The 20,487-nt window shown below is 69.0% G+C and carries 19 protein-coding genes; 5 read left to right on the forward strand and 14 right to left on the reverse strand.

Annotation, left to right across the window (positions count from 1 at the left end):
• Window positions 1-72 precede the first annotated feature (72 nt).
• A complete protein-coding gene (locus QM841_RS41105) occupies window positions 73-1,356 on the forward strand; it encodes a phosphatase PAP2 family protein (RefSeq protein ID WP_283336532.1) in 1,284 nt (427 codons plus the stop codon).
• On the opposite strand, the gene mnhG is transcribed toward QM841_RS41105, so the two are convergent.
• From mnhG to QM841_RS41135, 6 genes are read right to left on the reverse strand one after another with little or no spacing between them, the layout of a single operon-like run.
• Entirely contained in the window at window positions 1,325-1,663 is a 339-nt protein-coding gene (gene mnhG, locus QM841_RS41110; protein WP_005251747.1) for a monovalent cation/H(+) antiporter subunit G, read from the reverse strand. The genes QM841_RS41105 and mnhG overlap by 32 nt on opposite strands.
• Window positions 1,660-1,920, reverse strand: a complete 261-nt coding sequence (locus QM841_RS41115; protein WP_005251754.1) for a monovalent cation/H+ antiporter complex subunit F — start codon at window positions 1,918-1,920, stop codon at window positions 1,660-1,662. The genes mnhG and QM841_RS41115 overlap by 4 nt, the downstream gene beginning before the upstream one ends.
• Window positions 1,917-2,489 carry a Na+/H+ antiporter subunit E gene (locus tag QM841_RS41120; protein WP_280779815.1) on the reverse strand — a complete coding sequence of 191 codons (573 nt, stop codon included), beginning with the start codon at window positions 2,487-2,489 and terminating at the stop codon, window positions 1,917-1,919. Before QM841_RS41120 ends, QM841_RS41115 begins: the two co-directional genes overlap by 4 nt.
• On the reverse strand, window positions 2,486-4,108 hold the full coding sequence (locus tag QM841_RS41125; protein ID WP_283336515.1) for a Na+/H+ antiporter subunit D: 1,623 nt from the start codon (window positions 4,106-4,108) through the stop codon (window positions 2,486-2,488). The genes QM841_RS41120 and QM841_RS41125 overlap by 4 nt, the downstream gene beginning before the upstream one ends.
• Window positions 4,105-4,674, reverse strand: coding sequence for a Na(+)/H(+) antiporter subunit C (locus QM841_RS41130; RefSeq protein ID WP_007301319.1), 570 nt, complete (start codon window positions 4,672-4,674; stop codon window positions 4,105-4,107). Before QM841_RS41130 ends, QM841_RS41125 begins: the two co-directional genes overlap by 4 nt.
• The gene (locus tag QM841_RS41135; RefSeq protein ID WP_283336516.1) at window positions 4,671-7,505 is read right to left on the reverse strand and encodes a Na+/H+ antiporter subunit A; all 2,835 of its coding nucleotides are present in this window, start codon (window positions 7,503-7,505) and stop codon (window positions 4,671-4,673) included. The genes QM841_RS41130 and QM841_RS41135 overlap by 4 nt, the downstream gene beginning before the upstream one ends.
• 195 nt (window positions 7,506-7,700) lie before the next feature.
• Between QM841_RS41135 and QM841_RS41140 the strand changes: the two genes are divergently transcribed.
• On the forward strand, window positions 7,701-8,117 hold the full coding sequence (locus QM841_RS41140; protein ID WP_280780017.1) for an NUDIX hydrolase: 417 nt from the start codon (window positions 7,701-7,703) through the stop codon (window positions 8,115-8,117).
• Here the strand turns inward: QM841_RS41140 and QM841_RS41145 are convergent.
• Window positions 8,114-9,454 (reverse strand): hypothetical protein, encoded by a 1,341-nt coding sequence (locus QM841_RS41145; protein WP_280779819.1) that lies wholly within the window; start codon window positions 9,452-9,454, stop codon window positions 8,114-8,116. The genes QM841_RS41140 and QM841_RS41145 overlap by 4 nt on opposite strands.
• Window positions 9,455-9,566: 112 nt before the next feature.
• On the opposite strand from QM841_RS41145, the gene QM841_RS41150 reads away from it, so the two are divergent.
• Entirely contained in the window at window positions 9,567-10,319 is a 753-nt protein-coding gene (locus QM841_RS41150; protein WP_009474832.1) for an isocitrate lyase/PEP mutase family protein, read from the forward strand.
• 39 nt (window positions 10,320-10,358) lie between these two features.
• Here QM841_RS41150 and QM841_RS41155 read toward each other — a convergent pair whose 3' ends face one another.
• From QM841_RS41155 to QM841_RS41180, 6 genes are all read right to left on the reverse strand, one after another.
• Window positions 10,359-12,542, reverse strand: coding sequence for an AAA family ATPase (locus QM841_RS41155; protein ID WP_283336518.1), 2,184 nt, complete (start codon window positions 12,540-12,542; stop codon window positions 10,359-10,361).
• 27 nt (window positions 12,543-12,569) lie between these two features.
• Complete coding sequence (gene pssA, locus QM841_RS41160) at window positions 12,570-13,433, reverse strand: CDP-diacylglycerol--serine O-phosphatidyltransferase (RefSeq protein ID WP_005251763.1); 864 nt, start codon at window positions 13,431-13,433, stop codon at window positions 12,570-12,572.
• A complete protein-coding gene (locus QM841_RS41165) occupies window positions 13,430-14,143 on the reverse strand; it encodes a phosphatidylserine decarboxylase (protein ID WP_005251765.1) in 714 nt (237 codons plus the stop codon). Before QM841_RS41165 ends, pssA begins: the two co-directional genes overlap by 4 nt.
• 62 nt (window positions 14,144-14,205) lie before the next feature.
• A complete protein-coding gene (locus QM841_RS41170) occupies window positions 14,206-15,243 on the reverse strand; it encodes a DNA polymerase III subunit beta family protein (protein WP_283336520.1) in 1,038 nt (345 codons plus the stop codon).
• Complete coding sequence (locus QM841_RS41175) at window positions 15,218-15,742, reverse strand: hypothetical protein (protein WP_283336521.1); 525 nt, start codon at window positions 15,740-15,742, stop codon at window positions 15,218-15,220. Before QM841_RS41175 ends, QM841_RS41170 begins: the two co-directional genes overlap by 26 nt.
• 34 nt (window positions 15,743-15,776) lie before the next feature.
• The gene (locus tag QM841_RS41180; RefSeq protein ID WP_283336522.1) at window positions 15,777-16,232 is read right to left on the reverse strand and encodes an SRPBCC family protein; all 456 of its coding nucleotides are present in this window, start codon (window positions 16,230-16,232) and stop codon (window positions 15,777-15,779) included.
• 476 nt (window positions 16,233-16,708) lie between these two features.
• Between QM841_RS41180 and hutH the strand changes: the two genes are divergently transcribed.
• Both hutH and QM841_RS41190 read left to right on the forward strand, forming a co-directional pair.
• Window positions 16,709-18,256, forward strand: a complete 1,548-nt coding sequence (hutH, locus tag QM841_RS41185) for a histidine ammonia-lyase (protein ID WP_283336523.1) — start codon at window positions 16,709-16,711, stop codon at window positions 18,254-18,256.
• A gap of 71 nt (window positions 18,257-18,327) precedes the next feature.
• Entirely contained in the window at window positions 18,328-19,191 is an 864-nt protein-coding gene (locus tag QM841_RS41190) for an alpha/beta fold hydrolase (protein ID WP_283336524.1), read from the forward strand.
• A 7-nt stretch (window positions 19,192-19,198) separates the two neighbouring features.
• Here QM841_RS41190 and QM841_RS41195 read toward each other — a convergent pair whose 3' ends face one another.
• On the reverse strand, window positions 19,199-20,455 hold the full coding sequence (locus QM841_RS41195; RefSeq protein WP_283336526.1) for an NAD(P)/FAD-dependent oxidoreductase: 1,257 nt from the start codon (window positions 20,453-20,455) through the stop codon (window positions 19,199-19,201).
• Between the last annotated feature and the right edge of the window lie 32 nt (window positions 20,456-20,487).

Raw genomic sequence — 20,487 nt, forward strand, 5'->3', positions numbered from 1 at the left:
GTTTACACTTGGCGGGTGTCGATCGACGATGTTGCCGTTGTACGGCCGGGTGGGTCCGTCGATCGTTCCCGCATGTTCGTGGCGGGCGGGGCGCTCGGGGTGGCGATCCTGCTGGTGGTCGTCCAATCGGTCGCGTCCATACAGGGTTTCCAGGGTCCCCTCGAAAGCCTTTTCCACGACTACGTCCTGACCCCCAAGTCGGCGTCGGTCCCGTGGGCCGGCCTCGCGCTGGCGATGGTCGGGCTCACCAATCGCCAGCGCGTCGTGGCACTCGCCGCCGCGGCCGGCATCGATATCGTGGTCGCCGCGGTGCGCTATCTGTCCGGTGGACCGCTGACCGTCGGAAACGGCGCGACCTGGGTACTCACCGGGGTGGGCGTGTATGCGGCGGTCCGCTGGACCGGCGACCACCGGCGCAGCGCCCTCAAGGGTGTCGGCCTCGGTGCGCTGCTGATTCTCGCGACCAAATTCGGCGACGCCTGGCTGCAGGTCACGATCATGGCCGGGCCGATGGTCCTCGACGAATACGCCCAGCTGGCCGACCACGCGCTGGGCAGCCCGTCGTGGCACCTGGGGCAGTTCGTCGACGCCCTCGGACCCGTCGGCTACGGCATCCTCCACTGGGTCTACATCGAACTGCCGGTCGCGGCCATCGCGGTGGCCGTCTACCAGCTGCGGAACGGCTGGCCGTCGCACTACCTGGTGCGCACGTTCCTGCTGATCGGTCTCATCGGTCCCGTGTTCTACGTGCTGTTCCCGGTGGTCGGACCGATCTTCGCGTTCGGCACCGAAGGGCTGGGGTTCCAGGTCAGCGACTACTGGCCCAACGTCGTCCCGACACCCGACTTCGCGCCCGAACCGATGTCGTTCGATTCGACGACCCCCCGCAACTGCATGCCGAGCCTGCACACGGCGTGGGCCCTCGCCCTGTTCATCCACTCCCGGCAGGGCGCCTGGTGGCTGCGCCTCGGCGGCACGTTCTGGCTGGTGTGCACGCTGACGGCGACCCTCGGGTTCGGCTACCACTACGGCGTCGACCTGGTCGCCGGCGCCGTTCTGTGCCTCACCATCGAATCCGCGTTGCGCGACCCCGAACGGGGGTGGGGCTGGTTCCGGGTCCGTCTCGTCGGAGGCGGCGCGCTGGTGCTGGCCGGACTGCTCCTCAGCTACCGCTACCTCGCGGTGCCGATGGGCCGATTCCCCGAGGTGTCCGGACCGCTCGTCCTCGGTGCCCTCGCCGCGATGAGCCTCGGGTTCTACGCGACGTTCTTCGCCCGGCCCGACACCGCACTCGCGCGGTGGGGCAGCGGCGCGAAGGCAGCGGTCACTGATGTTCTGGCGGCTCCAACTCGTTGATCATCAACAGCCCGTCCTGATCTCGCTGCTCCCGGTACGCCACCCGTCCGACGCTGTGCGCGATGACCGGCGCGGTGAACAGGGTGAAGATGCCGACGAGGATCAGCATCCAGATGTCGACGTTGCCACGCAGTTCGAGGACGGCGCCCGCGAGAACCATGATGAGACCGACCACCTGCGGTTTGGTGGCGGCGTGCATGCGGCGCAGGGTGTCCGGGAATCGCACGATGGCGATGGCGGCCGTCAGTGCGAGCAGGGAGCCGCACAGCATGAGCGTGGCCCCGATGACGTTCAGCACGGTGGTCACGACTTGTCACTCACCCGGAACCGGGCCACCGACACCGAACCGATGAACCCCACCAGCGACAACGCGACGATGGCGGGCACGATCGTCGTGTCGCCGGTGTACGCGGCCCACACGGCGAGCCCGCACATGGCGAGCGCGATCAGGGTGTCGAGAGCGACGAGGCGGTCCAGCGAGTTGGGCCCGTCGAGCAGCCGGAACGTCGTCAGGACCCCGGCGACGACCAGGATGATTCCGGATATGACCGAGACGACTGTCATGAGCTGCCCTCCTGAGTGGGGTCGTCGTACTGCAGGTCGCGGTTGTGCCAGGGGCTCGGTTTCCAGTCGGAGTCGCGTTCGAACGCCTCGATGAACAATCGTTCCAACTGCGCGACCGTGCGGTAGAACTGGCTGACCGCCTTCTGCGAGCCCATGTCCAGGACGTGCACGTAGACGATCCGCCGCACCTGGTCGATCTCGAGAACCATGGTGCCCGGAATGAGGTTCAGGACGTCGATGCACAGCGTCAGGACGAGGTCCGACTTGATCCCCAGCTGGTAGCGCAGGACCCCGGTGACGGGCGGCGGCCCGGGCCGGAGCGCGAGGTACGCGATCTGGAGGCTCGACTGGAGCGAGTAGTACACGAACATCATCGCCAGCCGGAGCAGCGGCAGGACGTGCACCCGGCCCTCCACGGGCACCCGCGGCAGCGGCATGAGCACCATGATGAGCGCACCGACGGCGAGCCCGCCGAGAATGTTGCCCCAGCTGACGTTGCCCCACAACAGGATCCACACCGCCATCAGCCACAGCAGCGCGCCGAACTGGAGAAGTCTCTCGCGTTTCATCGCGGTGCCTCCTGCGCTTCGCCGCCGGGGTGCCCGCCGAGGACGGCGTCGATGTAGATGGACCGGTTCTGCAGATCGCTCGCCGCGCGATCGCTGATCTGGATGATCTGGCCGGCGAACACCGTCATCGCCAGCCCCACGGCGACGAGGGCGACGGTGGGGATGAGCATCATCGCGGGGATACGGCCCACGTCGGCGCGGTCGTCGAACGAGATGTCGGCCTCGGACTCGTCGAGCAGCGCCGACGGGCTGACGTCCGCGAGGTCACCCTCGGGGGCGTCGGCGCGGGCCCGCCAGAACGCCTTGGTCCACACGCGGGCGACGACGTACAGCGTGAGGAGGCTGGTGAGGGTGCCGCCCGCGACGAGGATCCACGCCAGCACGCTCGCATCCGCCGAGCCGGCTTGCAGCAGCGCGACCTTGCCGATGAACCCGGAGAACGGGGGAATGCCGCCGAGGTTGAGGGCCGGGACGAGGAACACGATGGCCAGGACGGGGCTCGCCGCGGCGAGCCCGCCCAGACGTCGCAACGACGACGACCCGGCCTGGCGTTCGATCAGACCGACCACCAGGAACAGTGTGGTCTGCACCAGAATGTGGTGGGCCACGTAGTAGATGGCGCCCGACAGCCCCGACTGGGTGGACAGCGCGACACCGAACACCATGTACCCGATGTGGCTGACCAGGGTGAAGGACAGTAGTCGTTTGATGTCGCTCTGCGCGATCGCACCGAGGATGCCGACGAGCATCGTCAGGAGGCCGCACACCATCAGCACGTTGTCGAGTTCGCCCTCCGGGAAGAGCAACGTGTGCGCGCGGATGATCGCGTACACACCCACCTTGGTGAGCAGGCCGGCGAACACGGCGGTGACCGGGGCGGGCGCGGTGGGGTAGGAGTCGGGCAGCCACGTCGACAGCGGGAACACCGCCGCCTTGATGCCGAACGCCACGAGCAGCACACCGAAGATGGCGGTGCGCGTGCCGGACGGGATGCCGTCGAGGCGGGTGGCCATGTCGGCGAGGTTGAGGGTTCCGGTGGCCGCGTAGGCGAACGCAATACCCGCCAGGAAGATCAGCGACGACACCATCGACACCATCACGTACGACACACCCGCACGGACGCGGTCGGCGCTCGCACCGAGCGTCAGCAGCACGAAGCTGGCGGCGAGGAGCACCTCGAAGCCGACGTACAGATTGAACAGGTCGCCCGCCAGGAACGCGTTGGAGATGCCCGCCGTCAGCGCCAGATACGTCGGCAGGAAGATCGAGACGGGCTGGTCCTCACTGCCGTCGCGGATACCCTGACCCACGGCGTACGCCATGACGGCGAGCAACACGATCGACGAGACCACCAGCATCATCGCGGACAGCCGGTCGACCACCAGCGTGATGCCGATCGGCGAATCCCAGCCACCCACCTGAATGGCCGTCGTCCCGTCGCGGTCGGCCAGGAACAGCAGCAGTCCGGACACGACGAGGACGCCGATCAACGCGACGAGCGTGATGATCCGCTGGGCCCGCGGACGACGGCCGAGCACCAGCGTGGCCGCGGCGGCGAGCATCGGGACGAGGACAGGCAGCGGCGCGAGGGCCGTGATCATGTGCGGGGAAATGGTCACGACTTTTCCCCGATCCCGGCCTTGTCGGAGTCCTCTTCGTCGTCGAAGTCACCCTCGTGCAGGTCTTCGTAGCATTCGAGGTCTTCGAGGTTCTTCAGCTCTTCCAGGGGAATGGGGTTTCCGTCCTTGTCGAATGCGTCGCCGCTGAAACTCGGCTCGCCGGTGACCGGGTCGTCGGAGCGGTCGCGGTCGGGTGCCTCGGCGGGCGACCGGCGCCGCAGGACCTTGGTGTCCTCGGGGTCGTTCTCGACGGCGTCCTGCGTGGTGATCTTGAACGACCGGTACGCGAGCGCGAGCACGAAGCCGGCGATGCCCATCGTGATGACGATCGCCGTCAGGATCATCGCCTGAGCCAGCGGGTCGGCCATCGACTCGTGAATGGACTCGCGGCCGACGATGGGCGGATTGCCGTCCGTTCCGCCGGACGTGAGGATCAGGAGATTGATGCCGTTGCCGAACAGCAGCAGTCCCAGCAGCATGCGGGTGATGCTGCGTTCGATGAGCAGGTAGACGCCGGCCGACACCAGGACGCCGATGATGACGAGAAATCCGATGTTCGCGCTCACCGCTGGTTCACCTCGATCTGTGCGTCGAGACGTGCGCCGAGACTGCGGAGCACGTCGAGTACGAGACCGACCACGATGAGATACACACCCAGGTCGAAGAACAGGGCGGTGACCATCTTGACGTGGCCGACCAGCGGCAGCGTCACCTCGAACACCGCGGAGGATAGCGCCGGGGCGCCGAGGAACAGCGACGCCAGCGCGGTGCCCGCGGCAAGCGTGAGCCCGAGGCCCAGGATCTTGCCCGCGTCGATCGGGACAGTTTCGCCGAGTTCGTACCGTCCACCGGCGAGGTACCGCAGGACCAGCGCGAGACCGGCCGTGAGGCCGCCGGCGAACCCGCCGCCGGGCGCGTTGTGACCGGCGAAGAAGAAGTAGACCGACAACACCATGATGGTCGGGAAGATCAGCCGGGTCGTCACCTCGAGGACCAGCGACCGGTGTTTCGGATCGATGAGGTCGCCGCCGAGCAGCCACGTGGTCTCGGAATGCGACGCCGACGAATCGGCCGTGACCGCGGGAGCGTCGGACACCCGGGGGGCGCTGCCGAAGCGGCGGTTGCGGAACACCAGGCTCGCGACACCCGTGGCCGCCACCAGCAGCACCGAGATCTCACCGAGCGTGTCCCAGGCACGGATGTCGACGAGCAGAACGTTGACGACGTTCTTGCCGTTGCCGAGGTAGTACGCCGCGTCGGGGAGTCGCTCGTAGATCGGCACCGAGTTCCGCGCATTGATGGCGTACGCGCCGATCGTGGTGATGGTGGCACCGACCGCGACCGCCAGCAGTGCCCGCGGAATCTTGAATCCGATGGCCCGGCGCTCGTCGACCTCGGCGGGCAGCTTCCGGAACACGAGCACGAAGATGACGAGCGTCAGCGTCTCCACCAGGAACTGGGTGAGTGCGAGGTCGGGGGCACCGTGGAGGGCGAACAGCACACCGCAGCCGTAACCGCTGAGACCGACGAGGATCACGCTGGCCAGACGGTTGCGCATCACCGTGGCGGCGAGCGCGGCCGCGACCATCATCAGCCCGATCACGAACTGCACCGGCGAATCCCACAACCGGACGTCGGCGCCCGTATTCGTGCCGACGACGAGCAGTACCAGCGGCACCACCACGAGGGTGCCGAGGATGGTCGCCTGGGTCAGCGGCAGCGAACCGCGCTGGGTGGCGCCGGTCAGCCGCATCGACAGCGCGTCCATGCCGCGCAGCGTCGCGTCGTAGATGCGGTCGGCGTTGCCGAGCGGAGGATGCTCGAACCGCAACCGGTTGACCCAGCGCTGCGCCACGAAGAGCGCGGTGCCGACGGCGAACACCAGCAGGGTGAGCAGCAGGGCGGTGTTCATGCCGTGCCACAGGGCGAGGTGGTAGTCGGAGACGCCCTCGGCGGGCAGGGTCTGCGAGTACGGCGTCAGCAGCTTCTCGAGCTGCGGCGCCGCGAGTCCCGCCGCCAGGCTCAGTACCGAGAGAACGGCGGGCGCGCCGAGGAACAACGGTCCGGGTGCGTGCATGCCCTGCACGGCCGGGCTCGGCCGCGCGAGCCGCTTGCGACCGAAGGCTCCCCACATGAAGCGCACGCTGTAGGCGAGTGTCAGGATCGAACCGAACACCACGACGCCGACGGTGACGATCCGTGCCGGGTCGGCCAGGACGGTCGTGCTCAGCAGGGAGTCGAATGCGGCTTCCTTGCCGACGAACCCGAGGAACGGGGGAAGCCCGGCCATGCTCGCCGCGGCCAGTGCGGCGACGACCGCGAGCGCGGGCGCACGGTCACCGAGGTGCGCGAGCTTGCGGATGTCGCGGGTGCCCGTCGTGTGGTCGATGATGCCGACCACCATGAACAGCGCGGCCTTGAACATCGCGTGCGCGACCACCATCGTCATGCCGGCGAGCGCGGCGTCGCGGGTGCCGAGGCCGACCAGCACCATCATGAAACCGAGCTGGCTGACGGTGCCGAACGCGAGCACCAGTTTGAGGTCGAAGGCGCGCATCGCCCGCCACCCGGCGAGGACCATCGTCAGCAGGCCGAGCGTGATGATCGTGAACCGCCAGGGCGCCGAGTCGGCGAAACCGGGCGACAGTCTGGCCACGAGAAAGATGCCGGCCTTCACCATGGCCGCGGCGTGCAGATAGCCGCTGACCGGGGTCGGGGCGGCCATCGCTCCGGGCAGCCAGAAGTGCAGCGGCACGATCGCGGACTTCGACAGCGCGCCGATGAGGACCAGCACGACGGCGACACCGGCGAGCCAGCCGCGAGGTGCGACCTCGATCAGTTCGGACAGGTTGTACGTGCCGCTCACCTGGCCGAGGATGATGATGCCGACCAGCATGGCCAGACCACCCGCGGTGGTGACGAGCAGCGCCTGCGTTGCCGCCCGGCGACTCGACGCGCGTTCGGCGTAATGCCCGACCAGCAGGAACGACAGGACCGTCGTCAGTTCCCAGAATATGTACAGCAGCAACATGTTGTCGCTGGCGACGAGGCCGAACATGGCGCCGGCGAAGGCCACCATCTCGGCGGCGAAGATGCCGAGACGAGGTTCGTCGTCGGTGAAGTAACGCGCACAGTAGACCAGGATCAGCGTGCCGATGCCCAGCACCAGCACCGACATGATCGCGGCCAGCGGATCGAACCAGAAGTCGAGGTCCATCGACAGGCCCGGAGCCCACACGATGGACACGGTCTGCTCCGTGCCCCAGTTCGCGATCACCCAACCGAGCGACGCCAGCGGGACGAGGGAAAGAGGGTAGAAACCGTTGCGGCCGAACTTGCGCACCACAAGCGGAGCCAGAACGGCGGCAACGGCATGGGCGAGCAGAACAGCAAGCAAAAGGCACTCCGTCGGGGGTCAGCGGGCGGCGGGGTGTCGGAACGAAACGAACCGAGTCGTGTAGACCGTTCGCTTAGCTAGCGAACTGGGCTACGGGGTACATCCTACTGGGTCGGTTATTCGGACTCGCAATCGCGGCAAATCGGACTAATGGGGCGCGTGTGTTATGGGCGGCCGACCGGACTGTTCTATCTTGTGACGGTGCCCGCCGAGATCCGAACCGCCGCGCTCGCCCACATCCGCGACCGGAAACTCCTCCAGACCCGATCGGTGGGGAAGACCGCGTTCTACATGGCAGGCGGAAAGATCGATCCCGGCGAGAACGCCGAACAGGCTCTGCACCGCGAGATCCGGGAGGAACTCGACGCCCGAATCGTCGATGGGACGCTCGAACATCTGGGGGTCTTCGAGGCGCCCGCGTACGGACATCCCGAGGGCACCGACCTGCACATGACCTGCTTCCTCGCCGAACTGAGCGCCGAGCCGCGGCCGACGAGCGAGATCGCCGAACTCCGGTACTTCACCGTCGACGAATACGCGGCCATGCCCGACGTCGCGCCCGGCTCGATGCTCGTGTTCCGCCGGCTTCAGTCGCTCGGTCTCCTCGACTAGCTGCCTTCCGGGGTACTGCGCCGCTCGTGCACCGAGTAGACGCAGAACGCCACGACGAGCAGCATCACGAAGCCGACGAGATGGTCGGACGCAGCGGTCGAGGCAGGCGACGACGGCAGACGGTGTTCGCTGCTCGCGCCCGAGTAGACCACCCGGCTGCGGGGAACGGTGGTCGCCGCCACGAACACCAGCGACGCGAACGGCAACGCGAAACCGAGTACCGCGACCGGCGCCGACCCCGGCAAAGCGGTGGCGAGCGCGAAACCCGTGCCGCAACCCAGCACGGCCAGCCGGATCAGCAGAGCGACGCCGTCGTCGCCGAAGTCGGGCCACACGGCGGCGAGCAGCGGAACGACGGCGGCCAGGCAGAGTCCCCACTGCGGGCGCCGCCACTTCGGCGGGACCCGGACCGCCACCGCGATTCCCGCGGCGAGAGCGACGACGCCGACCGCCAGCAACGCCGGCGCGGGCGTCGTCACCCGCGGAGTGCGGAGGTCGTCGAGGACGAGCACGGCCGCAGCGGTGACACCGGTCGCGGCTAGCAGGAAGCGTCCGTCGATCCCCGGGAACCGGCGTGCGATCAGCACCGTGGCCGTCAGAATCACGGCGAGCGAGAACGCGACGATCAGCCAGACCGTCAGGGGCTCGCCGAATTCCTGATCGTCGATCCACGCCCCGAACAACCGGTTGAGCAGGGCGAGAGCCACGGCGCCGACCAGCGCGGTCAGCAGTGTCTTCCGGTCCGGACGCTGCACCCGGAACTGCGACCGTGCCACCACCGCCGACGCGAGCGCGAGCACGAGAACTCCGAGCAGCAGCCACTGCGGGGGCTCGCCGATCGCGGAGGTGCTCATACTCGCGGGCTCGACGTACGCGGTGTCACTGCGCGGCAGTCGCTGCACACTCGCGAGAAGGAACGCGCTCGCGACACCGAGAGTCAGCGCCAGATGCGAAACCCAGCGACCCCACACCGCGGCGACCGCCGCGCCCAGCAGGAACCCGGCAGTCGCGGTCTTCGCGAAATGCAGGGCGATCAGCGTGTCGACCCCGCCGGCATTCGGCACCGCCCAGCGCGCGCCGATCAGGGCGAGCGCGCACGCCGCCGCCAGGATCCACGACACCCGCCGGGAGCCGGACCGTTGCAGACCGGCCACCGCGACGACGGCGAGAACGAGAGCCACCACCACACCCGTCGGCTGGCTGCTGAGCCACCGCTCGATCTCCCGGTCGGACGCGTTGATCGTCCAGGCCCGGTTGCGGGGATTGGTGAGGACGAAACCGGCCAGTGCGCCGGACGCGAGAGCAGCCGCGGCCGACAGAGGTTCCCGGAAGTCCATTCGCTCACGGTACTCGAGCGGGAAGGAATGGAAATGGCGAACCCGGCGTTGGCACCGAAGGCGTGCCCGAGAACGACTTCGATCGAATACAACCGAGGCGAGGAGCCCACCTATGACGTCGATCAACGAGAAGGCCACCACCCTGCTGGGGCTGCACCAGCCCGGCAACCCGGTCATCCTGCCCACCGTGTGGGATGCCTGGTCCGCGAATCTGGCTGTGTCCGCTGGGTTTCAGGCGCTGACCGTCGGGAGCCACCCGGTATCCGACTCGATCGGCAAGCCCGACAACGAGGGGATCACGTTCGACGAGCTGCTGCACCGCATCTCGCAGATCACCGCGGCGGTGGAGTTGCCGCTGTCGGTCGACATCGAATCGGGATACGGGCTCGAGCCCGCCCGGCTGATCGAAGGTCTGATCGGCGCGGGAGCCGTGGGCCTGAACATCGAGGACACGGTCCACAGCGAGGGCGGGCGGCTCCGCGAACCGCAGGAGCACGCCGACTTCGTCGGAGGGCTGCGGCAAGCGGCCGACGCTGCCGGCGTCCACGTGGTCGTGAATGCGCGCACCGACCTGTTCGTGAAGCAGGTGGGCGACGAGTCCGACCGTGTCGACCGCGCGATCGCTCGGCTGAAGCTCGCCGCCGAGGCCGGCGCCGACGTGCTGTACCCCGTGGGCCGTCACGACGACGCCACCCAGAAGCGGCTCACGTCGGAGCTCCCGCTGCCCGTCAACGCCATCGGCCTGCCCGATCAGGACGATCCGGCGAGCTTCGGGCCGCTCGGCGTCGCGCGGGTGAGCTTCGGGCCTTTCTTCCAGGCCGCCCTCGCCGCACACGCGGCCACGCTGCTCGGCCGCTGGTCCTGACCCGTGAGTACTTGTTAACTGCGGGCGGTTAACAAGTACTCACGGGCGCGACAGCGCATAGGACTCGAGGTGCGCCACTTGCTCGGGATCGAGTGAGGGGCGCACCTTTTCGCGTGCCTCGGCCACGTCGGCCGCGGTGACGTCGGCGGCGTCGATGTTCCGGCGCATGGCGGCCAGCGCGGCTTCCCGCAGCAGCGCCGAGCAGTCGGCGGCCGAGTAGCCGTCGAGGTCGTCGGCAAGGGCGTCGAGGTCGACGTCGTCGGCGAGGGGCACCGACTTCCCGGATGTCCGCAGGATCGCGCGGCGGGCCTCGCCGTCCGGCGGCGGCACGAAAACCAGCCGCTCCAGGCGGCCGGGGCGCAGCAACGCCGGGTCGATGAGGTCGGGACGGTTGGTGGCGCCGACGACCACCACGTCGCGCAGCGGTTCGACGCCGTCGAGTTCGGTGAGCAGGGCGGCCACCACCCGATCGGACACCCCGGAGTCGGAGCTCTGGCCGCGCCGCGGCGCGAGGGCGTCCACCTCGTCGAGGAAGATCAGTGACGGGGCCGAATCCCGCGCCCGCTGGAACAGTTCGCGGACGGCCTTCTCGGACGCGCCCACCCACTTGTCCATCAGCTCGGCGCCCTTGACGGCGTGCACACTCAGATGCCCCGAACTTGCCAGCGCCCGAACGAGATAGGTCTTGCCGCAACCGGGCGGACCGTACAGCAGCACTCCGCGCGGGGGATCGACGCCGAGGCGGGCGAACGAATCCGGATGCTGCAACGGCCACAGGACCGCCTCGGTCAGCGCCTGCTTGGTCTCCACCATGTCCCCGACGTCGTCGAGGGTGAGGGTGCCGATCGCGAGTTCCTCGCTGCCCGACCGCGACAGCGGGCGGATGACGTCGAGCGCGCCGAGCAGGTCGTCTTGTGTGAGTGCGGGGTCGACGGGTTTCCTGGTGGCGCGTGAGGCGGCCCGCAGGGCCGCTTCCCGGCACAGCGCGGCGAGGTCGGCGACGACGAACCCCGGTGTGCGGGCCGCGATCGCGTCGAGGGCGATGCCGTCGGTGGGGACCTTCCGCAGAAGCAGTTCCAGCAGCGCCCGGCGGGTGGAGCCGTCGGGCAGGGTCAGGGTGAGTTCGCGGTCGCACAGGTCCTGCCCGCGCAACCTGGTGTCGACCGACTCGGGGTGCGCCGACGTCGCGACGAACGCGACCCCGACGGTGTCGACTGCGCGGCGGAGTTGTTCGACGATCAGCGCGGACACCGGCTCCGGGGTGGCGGGCAGCAGGGCATCGATGTCGGTGATCAGCAGGACGCCGCCGCTGCGGATCGCGTCGACCGCCGCGGTGACCCGCTGCAACCGTGAGTCGGCTTCCAGCGCGCCGGCACTCGGCCCGTCGAGTTCGACGAGTCGCCGGGAGGCGAGCACCGCGCGGGCGAGCGTCGCCTTCCCGACACCGGCGGGCCCGGTCACCAGGACGCCCAGATGGGGTGAGGCCCCGAGCTTGCGGAGCAGTTCGGGTTCGTCGAGTGCCAGTCCGAGCCACTCGGTGAGTTTGGCTGCCTGGGTGTGGGCACCCACCAGGTCCTCGACTGGAACCGGGGGAACCTCCTCGGCGGGCCGGACGGGCGGCGCGGGCAGCCGGGTCGGGGCCGTGGACACCGTTGCGCGCACACCCTCGCCCCACCCGACCGCGGTGTTGGGCTGCACGCTCACCGGACCACCGGCCGGGTCGACCCCGGTGACGGTGAGCAACTCGGACGTCCAGGCGACACCGAACGTCCGGGACAGTGCCTGCGTCGCGGGGGCGGTGCTGGTGCCGGGGCCCAGATCGCGGGGGAGCAGCGACACCGTGTCGCCGACCGTGAGGACCTTGCCGAGCAGGGCGTGACGCAGGGTGACGTCGGAGACGGAGTTGACGGCCAGATTCGACCCGCTGACCGTCACGGTCTTCCCGCCGTACACCGTCACCGGTGTCACGACAACCGTGCTGTTCTCGGTCAGCCCGGCGTTGGACAGCGTCACGTCGTCGAGGAGTGCAGTCCCGGTGGGGGTTCCGGTCGGCGCGCGACCTGCCACCGCGGCGGTGCGGCGCGCGCCGACGAGGGCGATCGCGTCCCACTCGCGGAGGCCGAGCGCGGCCAGGGCTTCCGGATGCAGCCGGACCACGCCGCGCCGGGTGTCGGCGGCCGAGGTGTTCAGTCGGACTGTGAGCGCAAGTTCCGGTGAGGTCACGCCGTCGAGCCTACGTGCGGGAGCGAACTATCGGGCCCGGGGACGGCGCAGTCCGAGCCGTGCGGCGGATCGCCTGCCACGGGCGTCGGGCTGACGCCGGATGGCCCGCCGCTCGGACGGCTTGATGTCCCACGTCTCGGGTCGCGCGGCTACCCACCGCTTGGAGTGGACCGCGAACGGAATGTGCCCGAGGTACACCGCGACGAGCGCGATCAGCAGGATGTACGGGTAGGTGACCAGAGCCGCCGCTGCGAGCGCCACGAGGACGAGCAGACCGGCCGCCATGTGCGGGGGCACCGACACCGTCTTCAGTGCGAGCGTGGGGATCCGGCTGACGATCAGCGCCGCGGAGATCACGGTCCACGCCACGACGACGGGATACGACGACCACCAGCCGTCGCCCCACTGCGCCGCGGCAGCCAGCGGGGTCAGCGCGACCAGGGCACCCGCGGGCGCCGGGACACCCGTGAAGTACTCGTTGGCGTAACCCGGCATGTCGTCCTCGTCGAGGAGCGTGTTGAACCGGGCCAGCCGCAGCACGATGCTCACCGCGTAGATCAGGGCGATGATCCAGCCGAAACTCTGGCCGTCCAGCAGCGTGACGTAGAGGACCAGGGCCGGGGCGACGCCGAACGAGATGGAATCGGCGAGCGAATCCAGTTCGGCACCCATCTTGCTGGTGGCGTCGAGCATGCGCGCGATCCGGCCGTCGAGCGAGTCGAGGACCGCGGCCGCACCGATCATGGCCAACGCCGTTCCCAGGTCGCCGTCGAGCGCGAACTTGACGGCGGACAGCCCCGCACACAGCGCGAGGATCGTGACCACGCTCGGCAGGAGCCGGACCGCCTGCTGGGGTCGACCCCTCCGCTGCTGCTTCGCGTTGGCGATCACGGCAGTTGAGCGATGACGGTCTCGGCACCGATCGTCCGCTGTCCTCGCTCGGCGAGCAACGTGGTGCCCGCCGGGAAGTACGTGTCGACGCGGGAGCCGAACCGGATCAGGCCGTACGTGTCACCGATCGGGAGGGTGTCGCCGACCTTGGCGTCGCAGACGATCCGGCGAGCGAGCAGACCGGCGATCTGCACGACGGCGACGTCGTGGCCCTCCGGGGTGTGCAGCAGCATGCTGTTGCGTTCGTTGACCTCGCTGGCGTCGGCGAGGTCGGCGGAGAGGAACTGACCCGGCCGGTGGACGACCTTCGTGACCTCACCGCCGACAGGACTGCGCTGGACGTGCACGTCGAGCACGGACAGGAAGATGCTGACCCGGGGGAGCGGCTCGGTGCCCATGTCGAGTTCGGACGGCGGGACCGCGGAGTCGACGAGCGCGACCTCGCCGTCGGCGGGTGCGACCACGACGCCGACACGGTTCGGCGGAACACGGTGCGGATGCCGGAAGAACGCGGCGCACGCTGCGGCGGAGGTCAGCGCTCCACGCCGGACCCACTTGCGCTTGCGGCCGAGGACGGCCACACCGAGTGGCGCGAGGACGAAGGGCAGCCCGGCCGGGTGCAGGGGCGGAACTGCTCCGCGGACGAGGTCGACGATGTGCCCGACGCTCGTGGATTGCGGGGTTCCGGGGGGTGTGGGCTTGCGTGCCACGGGCTCCTCTAACTGTGTCGGACGGACGTGCTGCCTGCGCGCCATCGCGCCGCACCCACAGATTACGTGAGCACTACCGGCTGCAACGGCATCAGGAGAGAGTACGCACTCGCGGGGTCCGATGTGTGAACGGATCGTGGCCGGATGGCGAGCGGGGTGATGGGTCCACCCACCTGGAACGTCAACTGCTCACCCGGCAGCGCGTCGACGGCTTCGAGGAGAAAACCGGTGTTCACCTGCACCTGGAAGCGCACGGGCTGCTCCGTCCCCTGCCTGCTGACGACGATCTCGCCCGACTCGAGAACGCCGAGATCCACTCGGTCGCCGGCGTCGGCGAGGAGTGCACGCAGGTCCGCCGAGGAGAAGGTGTGTTCGATTCCGCGGTCGAGGGGCGACAGACTGCGATGGTCGGGAAACGCACCGTCGACGAGGCGGGTGCCGAGCTGTTCGGCGCCGCAGCGGAGGGTGATGCTGTCGGCGCCGAGGACGACGGTCACCGTGTCGTGGCGACCCAGCAGCCCGGCCGCGTCGTCCAGGAACGTGCACGGGACGACGGCGGAGATCGGTGCGTCCGGCGGTTCGAGGAGGGGCACCGTTCCCACCGCCAGCCGGTAGCGGTCGGTGGTGACGAGCCGCAGCACGTTGTGGTCCGTTTCCAGGAGGCAGCCGCGCAACACCGGGAACGCCGAGTCCGGGTCGGCGGCGAACCGCACCGAGCCGAACGCGGTGAGGAGGTCGGTGGTGCGGAGGACGACTGTGCACTCCCGCGCCGCTCGCGCGTCGAGCAGGCGGTGAATCCTTGCCAGTTCGCGCCGGGCGTCGTCGAGCCCCTTCTCGAGCCGGCCGAGATGTCGGTCGAGGAGCCCGTGGGCATCCGTCCCGCTCAGCACGGCCGCCATGTCCTTCACCGGCACACCCACCCGGCGCATCGCGGCGACGAGGACCGCTGCGCCCACGTGCCGGTCGGCATACCAGCGGTAACCCGTGCGCGGGTCGACCACGTGTGGGGTGAGCACACCCGCCTTGTCGTAGAACCGCAGCGCGCTGACCGACAGACCGGACGCCCGGGCGAGTTCACCGATGCTGAGCACGGTGCTCACTCTGCCCTTGCGGTCCGACAGCCTCGGCGTCGAGTTCTGCGCGGAGCCGCTCGACGGCCCCGCGGATCATCCGGCCATATCCGTTGTCGGTGAGGTGTTCGCAGCTCTGCGTGGCCCGATCGAGATGGTCGCGTGCCTCGGACGACTGGCCGAGCGCGTGATGAGCGGCCGCGACGTTGAGGTGCAGCGACGGGTAGAACCCCGCGACCCGGAGCGAGGAGTGATGCTGCCGGGCTCGGTCGTCGGTCAGCGAGTCGGCGGCGGTGAGGGCTCGCAGATCCCAGCGCAGTTCCTCGGCGGGGTCGGTCTGGACGTCCGCCATGTAGTGGGCCAGCGTGGCGACGTGCAGCGGGTCCGGTGTGTCGTCGCCGGGACCGGCGAGGGCGTCCCACACCTCCTCGAAGATGCGTCGGGCGCCCTCCCGGTCACCCGCTACTGCCAGTTCCTGTCCCTGCGCGATCCTCGCCATGACGGCGTCCGGTGTGTCCATGCGGACCACGCTGGGGCCTCGACCAGGTCGAGGGTCAACCGGACTACGTGCGTTCGGCGGCCGACTTGATGCGGGCGAGAGTGGTGTTCATGCCGTTCACGAGGTCGACCTCGAAGTCCTCGTTGCCGCCGAGAACGGTCTTGACCAGGAACTGTGACACCTTCGACGTCCCGGTCGGGGCTTCACGGCGCTCGGTGACCTTGGTTCCGCCTGCCGTCGGCTCGAGTTCGTACGACCAGATGGTGCGGTTCTCGAGGATCCGGAACGCGATGGTCTTGTTCGGCTGGAACTTCACGACCTTCGACGTGGTCGGCCACACGAGGAAGCCCTTGCGGTTGATGTTGACGGTTTTGGTGCCCTCTTCGACGACGCCGCCGAGGACGCGCATCGTGCGGCACTGGGGGCTCCATTCGCCCATCCGATTCAGATCCGACACGACGGCCCACACGTCTTGCGGGGTCGCGTCGATGTCGATGCTTGCTTCGAGGGTGTTTGCCATCGGCTGTCTCCAGTCAGGGAAGGTGGTACGTAAGGTAACAATTACTTTGACGTCATGGTAGGCGCTCGTGCCGGAGAGGTGTGCGGTAGGTCACTGAATTCTCGTCCCGACCGCAGTTTTCCAGCACTTCCGCGCGCCTCATCGAAACCGTGTAACCAAAGGGGCACGATGGGCGATGAGTCAAGAGCGCGACGAAATGTCGCCGGTGCAATGGCGCAAATGGAAAGTTGTCGAGTCGGTGTTCGGAAGTGATCGGTAGTGAATGTTCATTCGATCCTGCGGTGGGACCGCAGCCCTCTCCCTCTACTCGAATCAGCCCGATTGCAAGGACGTCCGTCCTCGTGGCCGAGTGAAAAACTCGAACGTCTGATGACGCCACGCGAAATCGAGGAAGCTCTCCGCGGCCGGTTGTAGACGCCGTCGTCGCTCCCGCAATCCCGTCACTCTCCGCCCGGCCCCGGGGGAGACTGGGGGTTGTGGGAGCCGAAGAGTCTGTCGTGGTCGGAACCGGAGCGGTCTCCGCCGAAGAAGTGATCCGGGTGGCGCGTCTCGGCGCGCCGGTGCGGATCTCGCGGGACGCGATGTCGGCCATGGCGGAAACCCGGAAGCGCATCGAGGCGCTGGCCGAGGACCCGAAGCCCGTGTACGGGATCTCGACGGGTTTCGGGGCCCTCGCCACCCGGCACATCCCCTCTGCGCTCCGGACGCAGCTGCAGCGCAGTCTGGTGCGCTCGCATGCCGCCGGAAACGGCCCCGAGGTGGAACGCGAGGTCGTGCGTGCGCTGATGCTGCTGCGGTTGTCGACCCTGGCCACCGGCAGGACCGGCGCGCGGCCGGAAGTCGCGCAGGTTTACGCGTCGCTCCTGTCGGCCGGCATCACGCCGGTAGTCCACGAATACGGGAGCCTCGGGTGCTCGGGTGATCTGGCGCCGCTGGCCCATGTCGCGCTCGCGGTGATCGGTGAGGGCACGGTGCGGGATGCGGACGGGGCGCAGATGCAGGCGCGAGAGGCGATGTCCGCCGCCGGTATCGCACCGGTGATCCTCGAGGAGAAGGAGGGGCTGGCCTTGATCAACGGCACGGACGGCATGCTCGGCATGCTGCTGCTGGCGTGCGCGGACCTCCACGGGCTCCTCCGACTGGCCGACGTCACCGCGGCGATGAGCGTGGAGGCGCTGCTGGGCACCGACCGGGTGTTCGCCCCGGACCTGCAGGCGCTGCGGCCGCACCCCGGTCAGGCCCGCGCTGCTGCGAACATGGTTCGGTTGCTCGCCGGCTCGGAGATCGTCAAGAGTCACGCCAATCCCAGCTGCACCGTGGTGCAGGACGCCTATTCGTTGCGGTGCGCCCCGCAGGTCGCCGGGGCGGCGCGGGACACGCTCGCGCACGCCGAGCGGGTGGCGTCCTGGGAACTGGCGAGCGCAATCGACAATCCGGTGGTCACGTTGGACGGGCGGGTGGAGTCGAACGGCAATTTCCACGGGGCGCCGGTCGGGTACGTGCTGGACTTCCTGGCGATCGTCGTCGCGGATGTGGCGAGCATGAGTGAGCGCCGCACCGACCGCTTCCTCGACGTGGCCCGCAATCACGGGCTGCCCCCGTTTTTGGCCGACGATCCCGGGGTGGACAGCGGCCACATGATCGCCCAGTACACCCAGGCGGCGATCGTCTCGGAGCTGAAGCGGCTGGCGGCGCCGGCGAGTGTGGACTCGATTCCGTCGTCGGCGATGCAGGAGGATCACGTGTCGATGGGTTGGTCGGCGGCCCGGAAGCTGCGCCGGGCGATCGACGGACTGACCCGGGTGCTCGCGATCGAGGCGTTGACGGCCGCTCGTGCGCTCGACCTGCGTGCCCCGCTGGCGCCGTCGCCGGCGACGGGTGCGGTGCGGGACACGATCCGCGAGCACGTCGCCGGACCGGGGGCCGATCGTCACCTCGCGCCGGAGATCGAGGCCGCGGTCATCCTCGCCTCGTCCGGCGCGCTGGTCGCGAGCGCGGAGTCGGTGGTGGGAAAGCTGGACTGACCGGGGCGCTCGACGGCCGCGTTGATGTCTCGAGGCTTGCGAACTACCGTGGAATGCAGGAGATGGTCCTCATGACTCTCGCGGAGTTCGACACACGCAGGAAGACCGTCGACACGGACCGTGGTCCGGTCAGCTACCTCGATTCCGGCACCGGCCGTGTGGCGTTCTTCATCCACGGCGTCGGGACCTCCGGCTACCTCTGGCGCAACGTGATCCGTCAGCTCGAGGGCGAAAGACGGTGCGTCGCCCTCGACCTTCCGCTGCACGGTCATACCCCCGCCGCGCCCGATCAGGACTTCACGCTGGGCGCGCTCGCCGACGTCGTCGCGGCCACGTGCGACGCCCTCGGGCTGCTCGAGGTCGACGTGGTTGCCAACGACACCGGCGGAGCGGTCGCGCAGATCTTCGCGGCCCGGCACCCCGACAGGTTGTCGTCGCTGACGTTGACGAACTGCGAGACCCATGACAACGTGCCGCCGAAGGCATTCCTTCCCGCCGTGCTGCTCGCCCGGGCGGGACTGCTCGCCCGGATTGCGCGACCGCTGGCGAGGAATGTGTCGAGGGCTCGTAAGTTGTTGTACGGCAGTGGGTATCAGAACGTGCGATCACTGCCGGAGGAAGTCGTGGCGTCGTACGTCCAGCCGCTGCTCGGCACCCACGACCGAGCGTTGCTCTTCCAGCGCTGGATCGGGTCCCTCCATCCACGCGACCTACTCGCGGTCGAGCCGGACCTCGCGGCACTCGAGGTCCCCACACTCGTCGTGTGGGGCACCGGAGACATGTTCTTCCGGACGAAGTGGGCCTACTGGCTGCGCGACCTCATCCCGGGAGCACGGGAAGTCGTGGAGATCCGGGGTGGCAAGTTGTTCTTCCCCGACGAACGTGCGCGCGAGCTGGTCGTCGAACTGCGCAGATTCTGGGCAGCCCGTTCGTGAGCCGCGCTCAGCGCAGCGGGTCGAAATGCCGCATGACGCCGGGAACCTCGCCGCCGGTCATGGAGTCGGCCATCATGCGCCCGGTGAGCGGGCCCAGGGCGATGCCCCACATTCCGTGACCGCCCGCCACGTGCACGCGGGGGGAGCGGGTGGCGCCGACGAGCGGAAGTCCGTCGGTGGTGCAGGGCCGGGATCCGACCCACTCCTCCTGACGCGATTCCCAGTCGATGCCGGTGAACATGGGAGTCGCGGCCTCGATGATCGCCCGGACCCGACGCGGGTCGAGAGGCGCGTCGGGACTGCGGAATTCCATCATCCCGGCGACACGGAAACGGTCGTGCAGCGGGGTGCACGCCACTCGCTGCGTGGGGAAGTAGATCGGGTTCTTCGGCATCTGCTCGGGCTGGACGCTGAAGCTGTAGCCGCGGCCGGCCTGCACCAGGGCGCGGACACCGAACGGGCGGGCGAGAGCATTGAGGCGTGCGCCGCTGGCGATGACGACGGCATCGGCGGCGACAGCGTCGCCGGTGACCGAGACCAGGCTGGCCCCGGACTGTCCCCGATCCTGCACAGCGGCCACGTCGAAACCGGACCTGATGTCGCCGCCACGGGCCCGGACGGCGTCGGCGAGTGAGTGCACGAAGCGCGGCGGGTCGATGAAGCGCTGGTTGCGCAGCCTCAGACCGGAGTGCACGCCATTGCCGAGACTCGGCTCGAGAGAGTGGATCTCGTCCCTGTCGACGCGGTCGTACTCGACCTCGCCGCCCGCGGCCTCGACGTGACGGAACTCGTCGACGAGCGCTTCGCGGTCCTCGTCCGACTTGAACGCGGTGAGGAACGGGTCGGCGAGATGCGTGTGCTCCCGCACGCCGCCGTCCGCGAGTTCGTCGTAGGCGCCCAGGGAGATCCGGTTGACCTCGGCGTACACCTTCATCGCGTCCTCCCACCGGGAGGGCGTGCAGTGCCGGGCGAAGCCGACGAGGAAACGCACCAGGCGCAGATCGGTCGTGAAGGGAACGTAGACCGGCGACGACGGATTCAGCATCGCGCGCAGCCCGTACTTCAACACGGCGGGCTCGGGCAGCGGCAGCGTCAATGCCGGTGCGAGCCAACCCGCGTTGCCCCAGGACGCGTCCGACGCGACACTCTCACGATCGACGACCGTGACGCGCACGCCGCGCTCCTGGAGGAACCACGCCGTGGACAATCCGACGACGCCTGCTCCGACGATCGCGACATGGTCAGGGCGCTGCACTGTGCTCATGACTCCATCATGGGTCGGCGACGGCGCCGGGG

This window comes from Rhodococcus sp. IEGM 1307 (genome assembly GCF_030056915.1).
GTDB lineage: Bacteria > Actinomycetota > Actinomycetes > Mycobacteriales > Mycobacteriaceae > Rhodococcus_F > Rhodococcus_F opacus_D.

Coding starts and splice junctions, on each gene's coding strand:
- QM841_RS41105 (WP_283336532.1), top strand. CDS start 73: ATGTTCGTGGCGGGCGGGGCGCTCGGGGTGGCGATCCTGCTGGTGGTC.
- QM841_RS41115 (WP_005251754.1), bottom strand. CDS start 1,920: ATGACAGTCGTCTCGGTCATATCCGGAATCATCCTGGTCGTCGCCGGG.
- QM841_RS41120 (WP_280779815.1), bottom strand. CDS start 2,489: ATGAAACGCGAGAGACTTCTCCAGTTCGGCGCGCTGCTGTGGCTGATG.
- QM841_RS41145 (WP_280779819.1), bottom strand. CDS start 9,454: ATGGACTTCCGGGAACCTCTGTCGGCCGCGGCTGCTCTCGCGTCCGGC.
- QM841_RS41150 (WP_009474832.1), top strand. CDS start 9,567: ATGACGTCGATCAACGAGAAGGCCACCACCCTGCTGGGGCTGCACCAG.
- QM841_RS41180 (WP_283336522.1), bottom strand. CDS start 16,232: ATGGCAAACACCCTCGAAGCAAGCATCGACATCGACGCGACCCCGCAA.
- QM841_RS41190 (WP_283336524.1), top strand. CDS start 18,328: ATGACTCTCGCGGAGTTCGACACACGCAGGAAGACCGTCGACACGGAC.
- QM841_RS41195 (WP_283336526.1), bottom strand. CDS start 20,455: ATGAGCACAGTGCAGCGCCCTGACCATGTCGCGATCGTCGGAGCAGGC.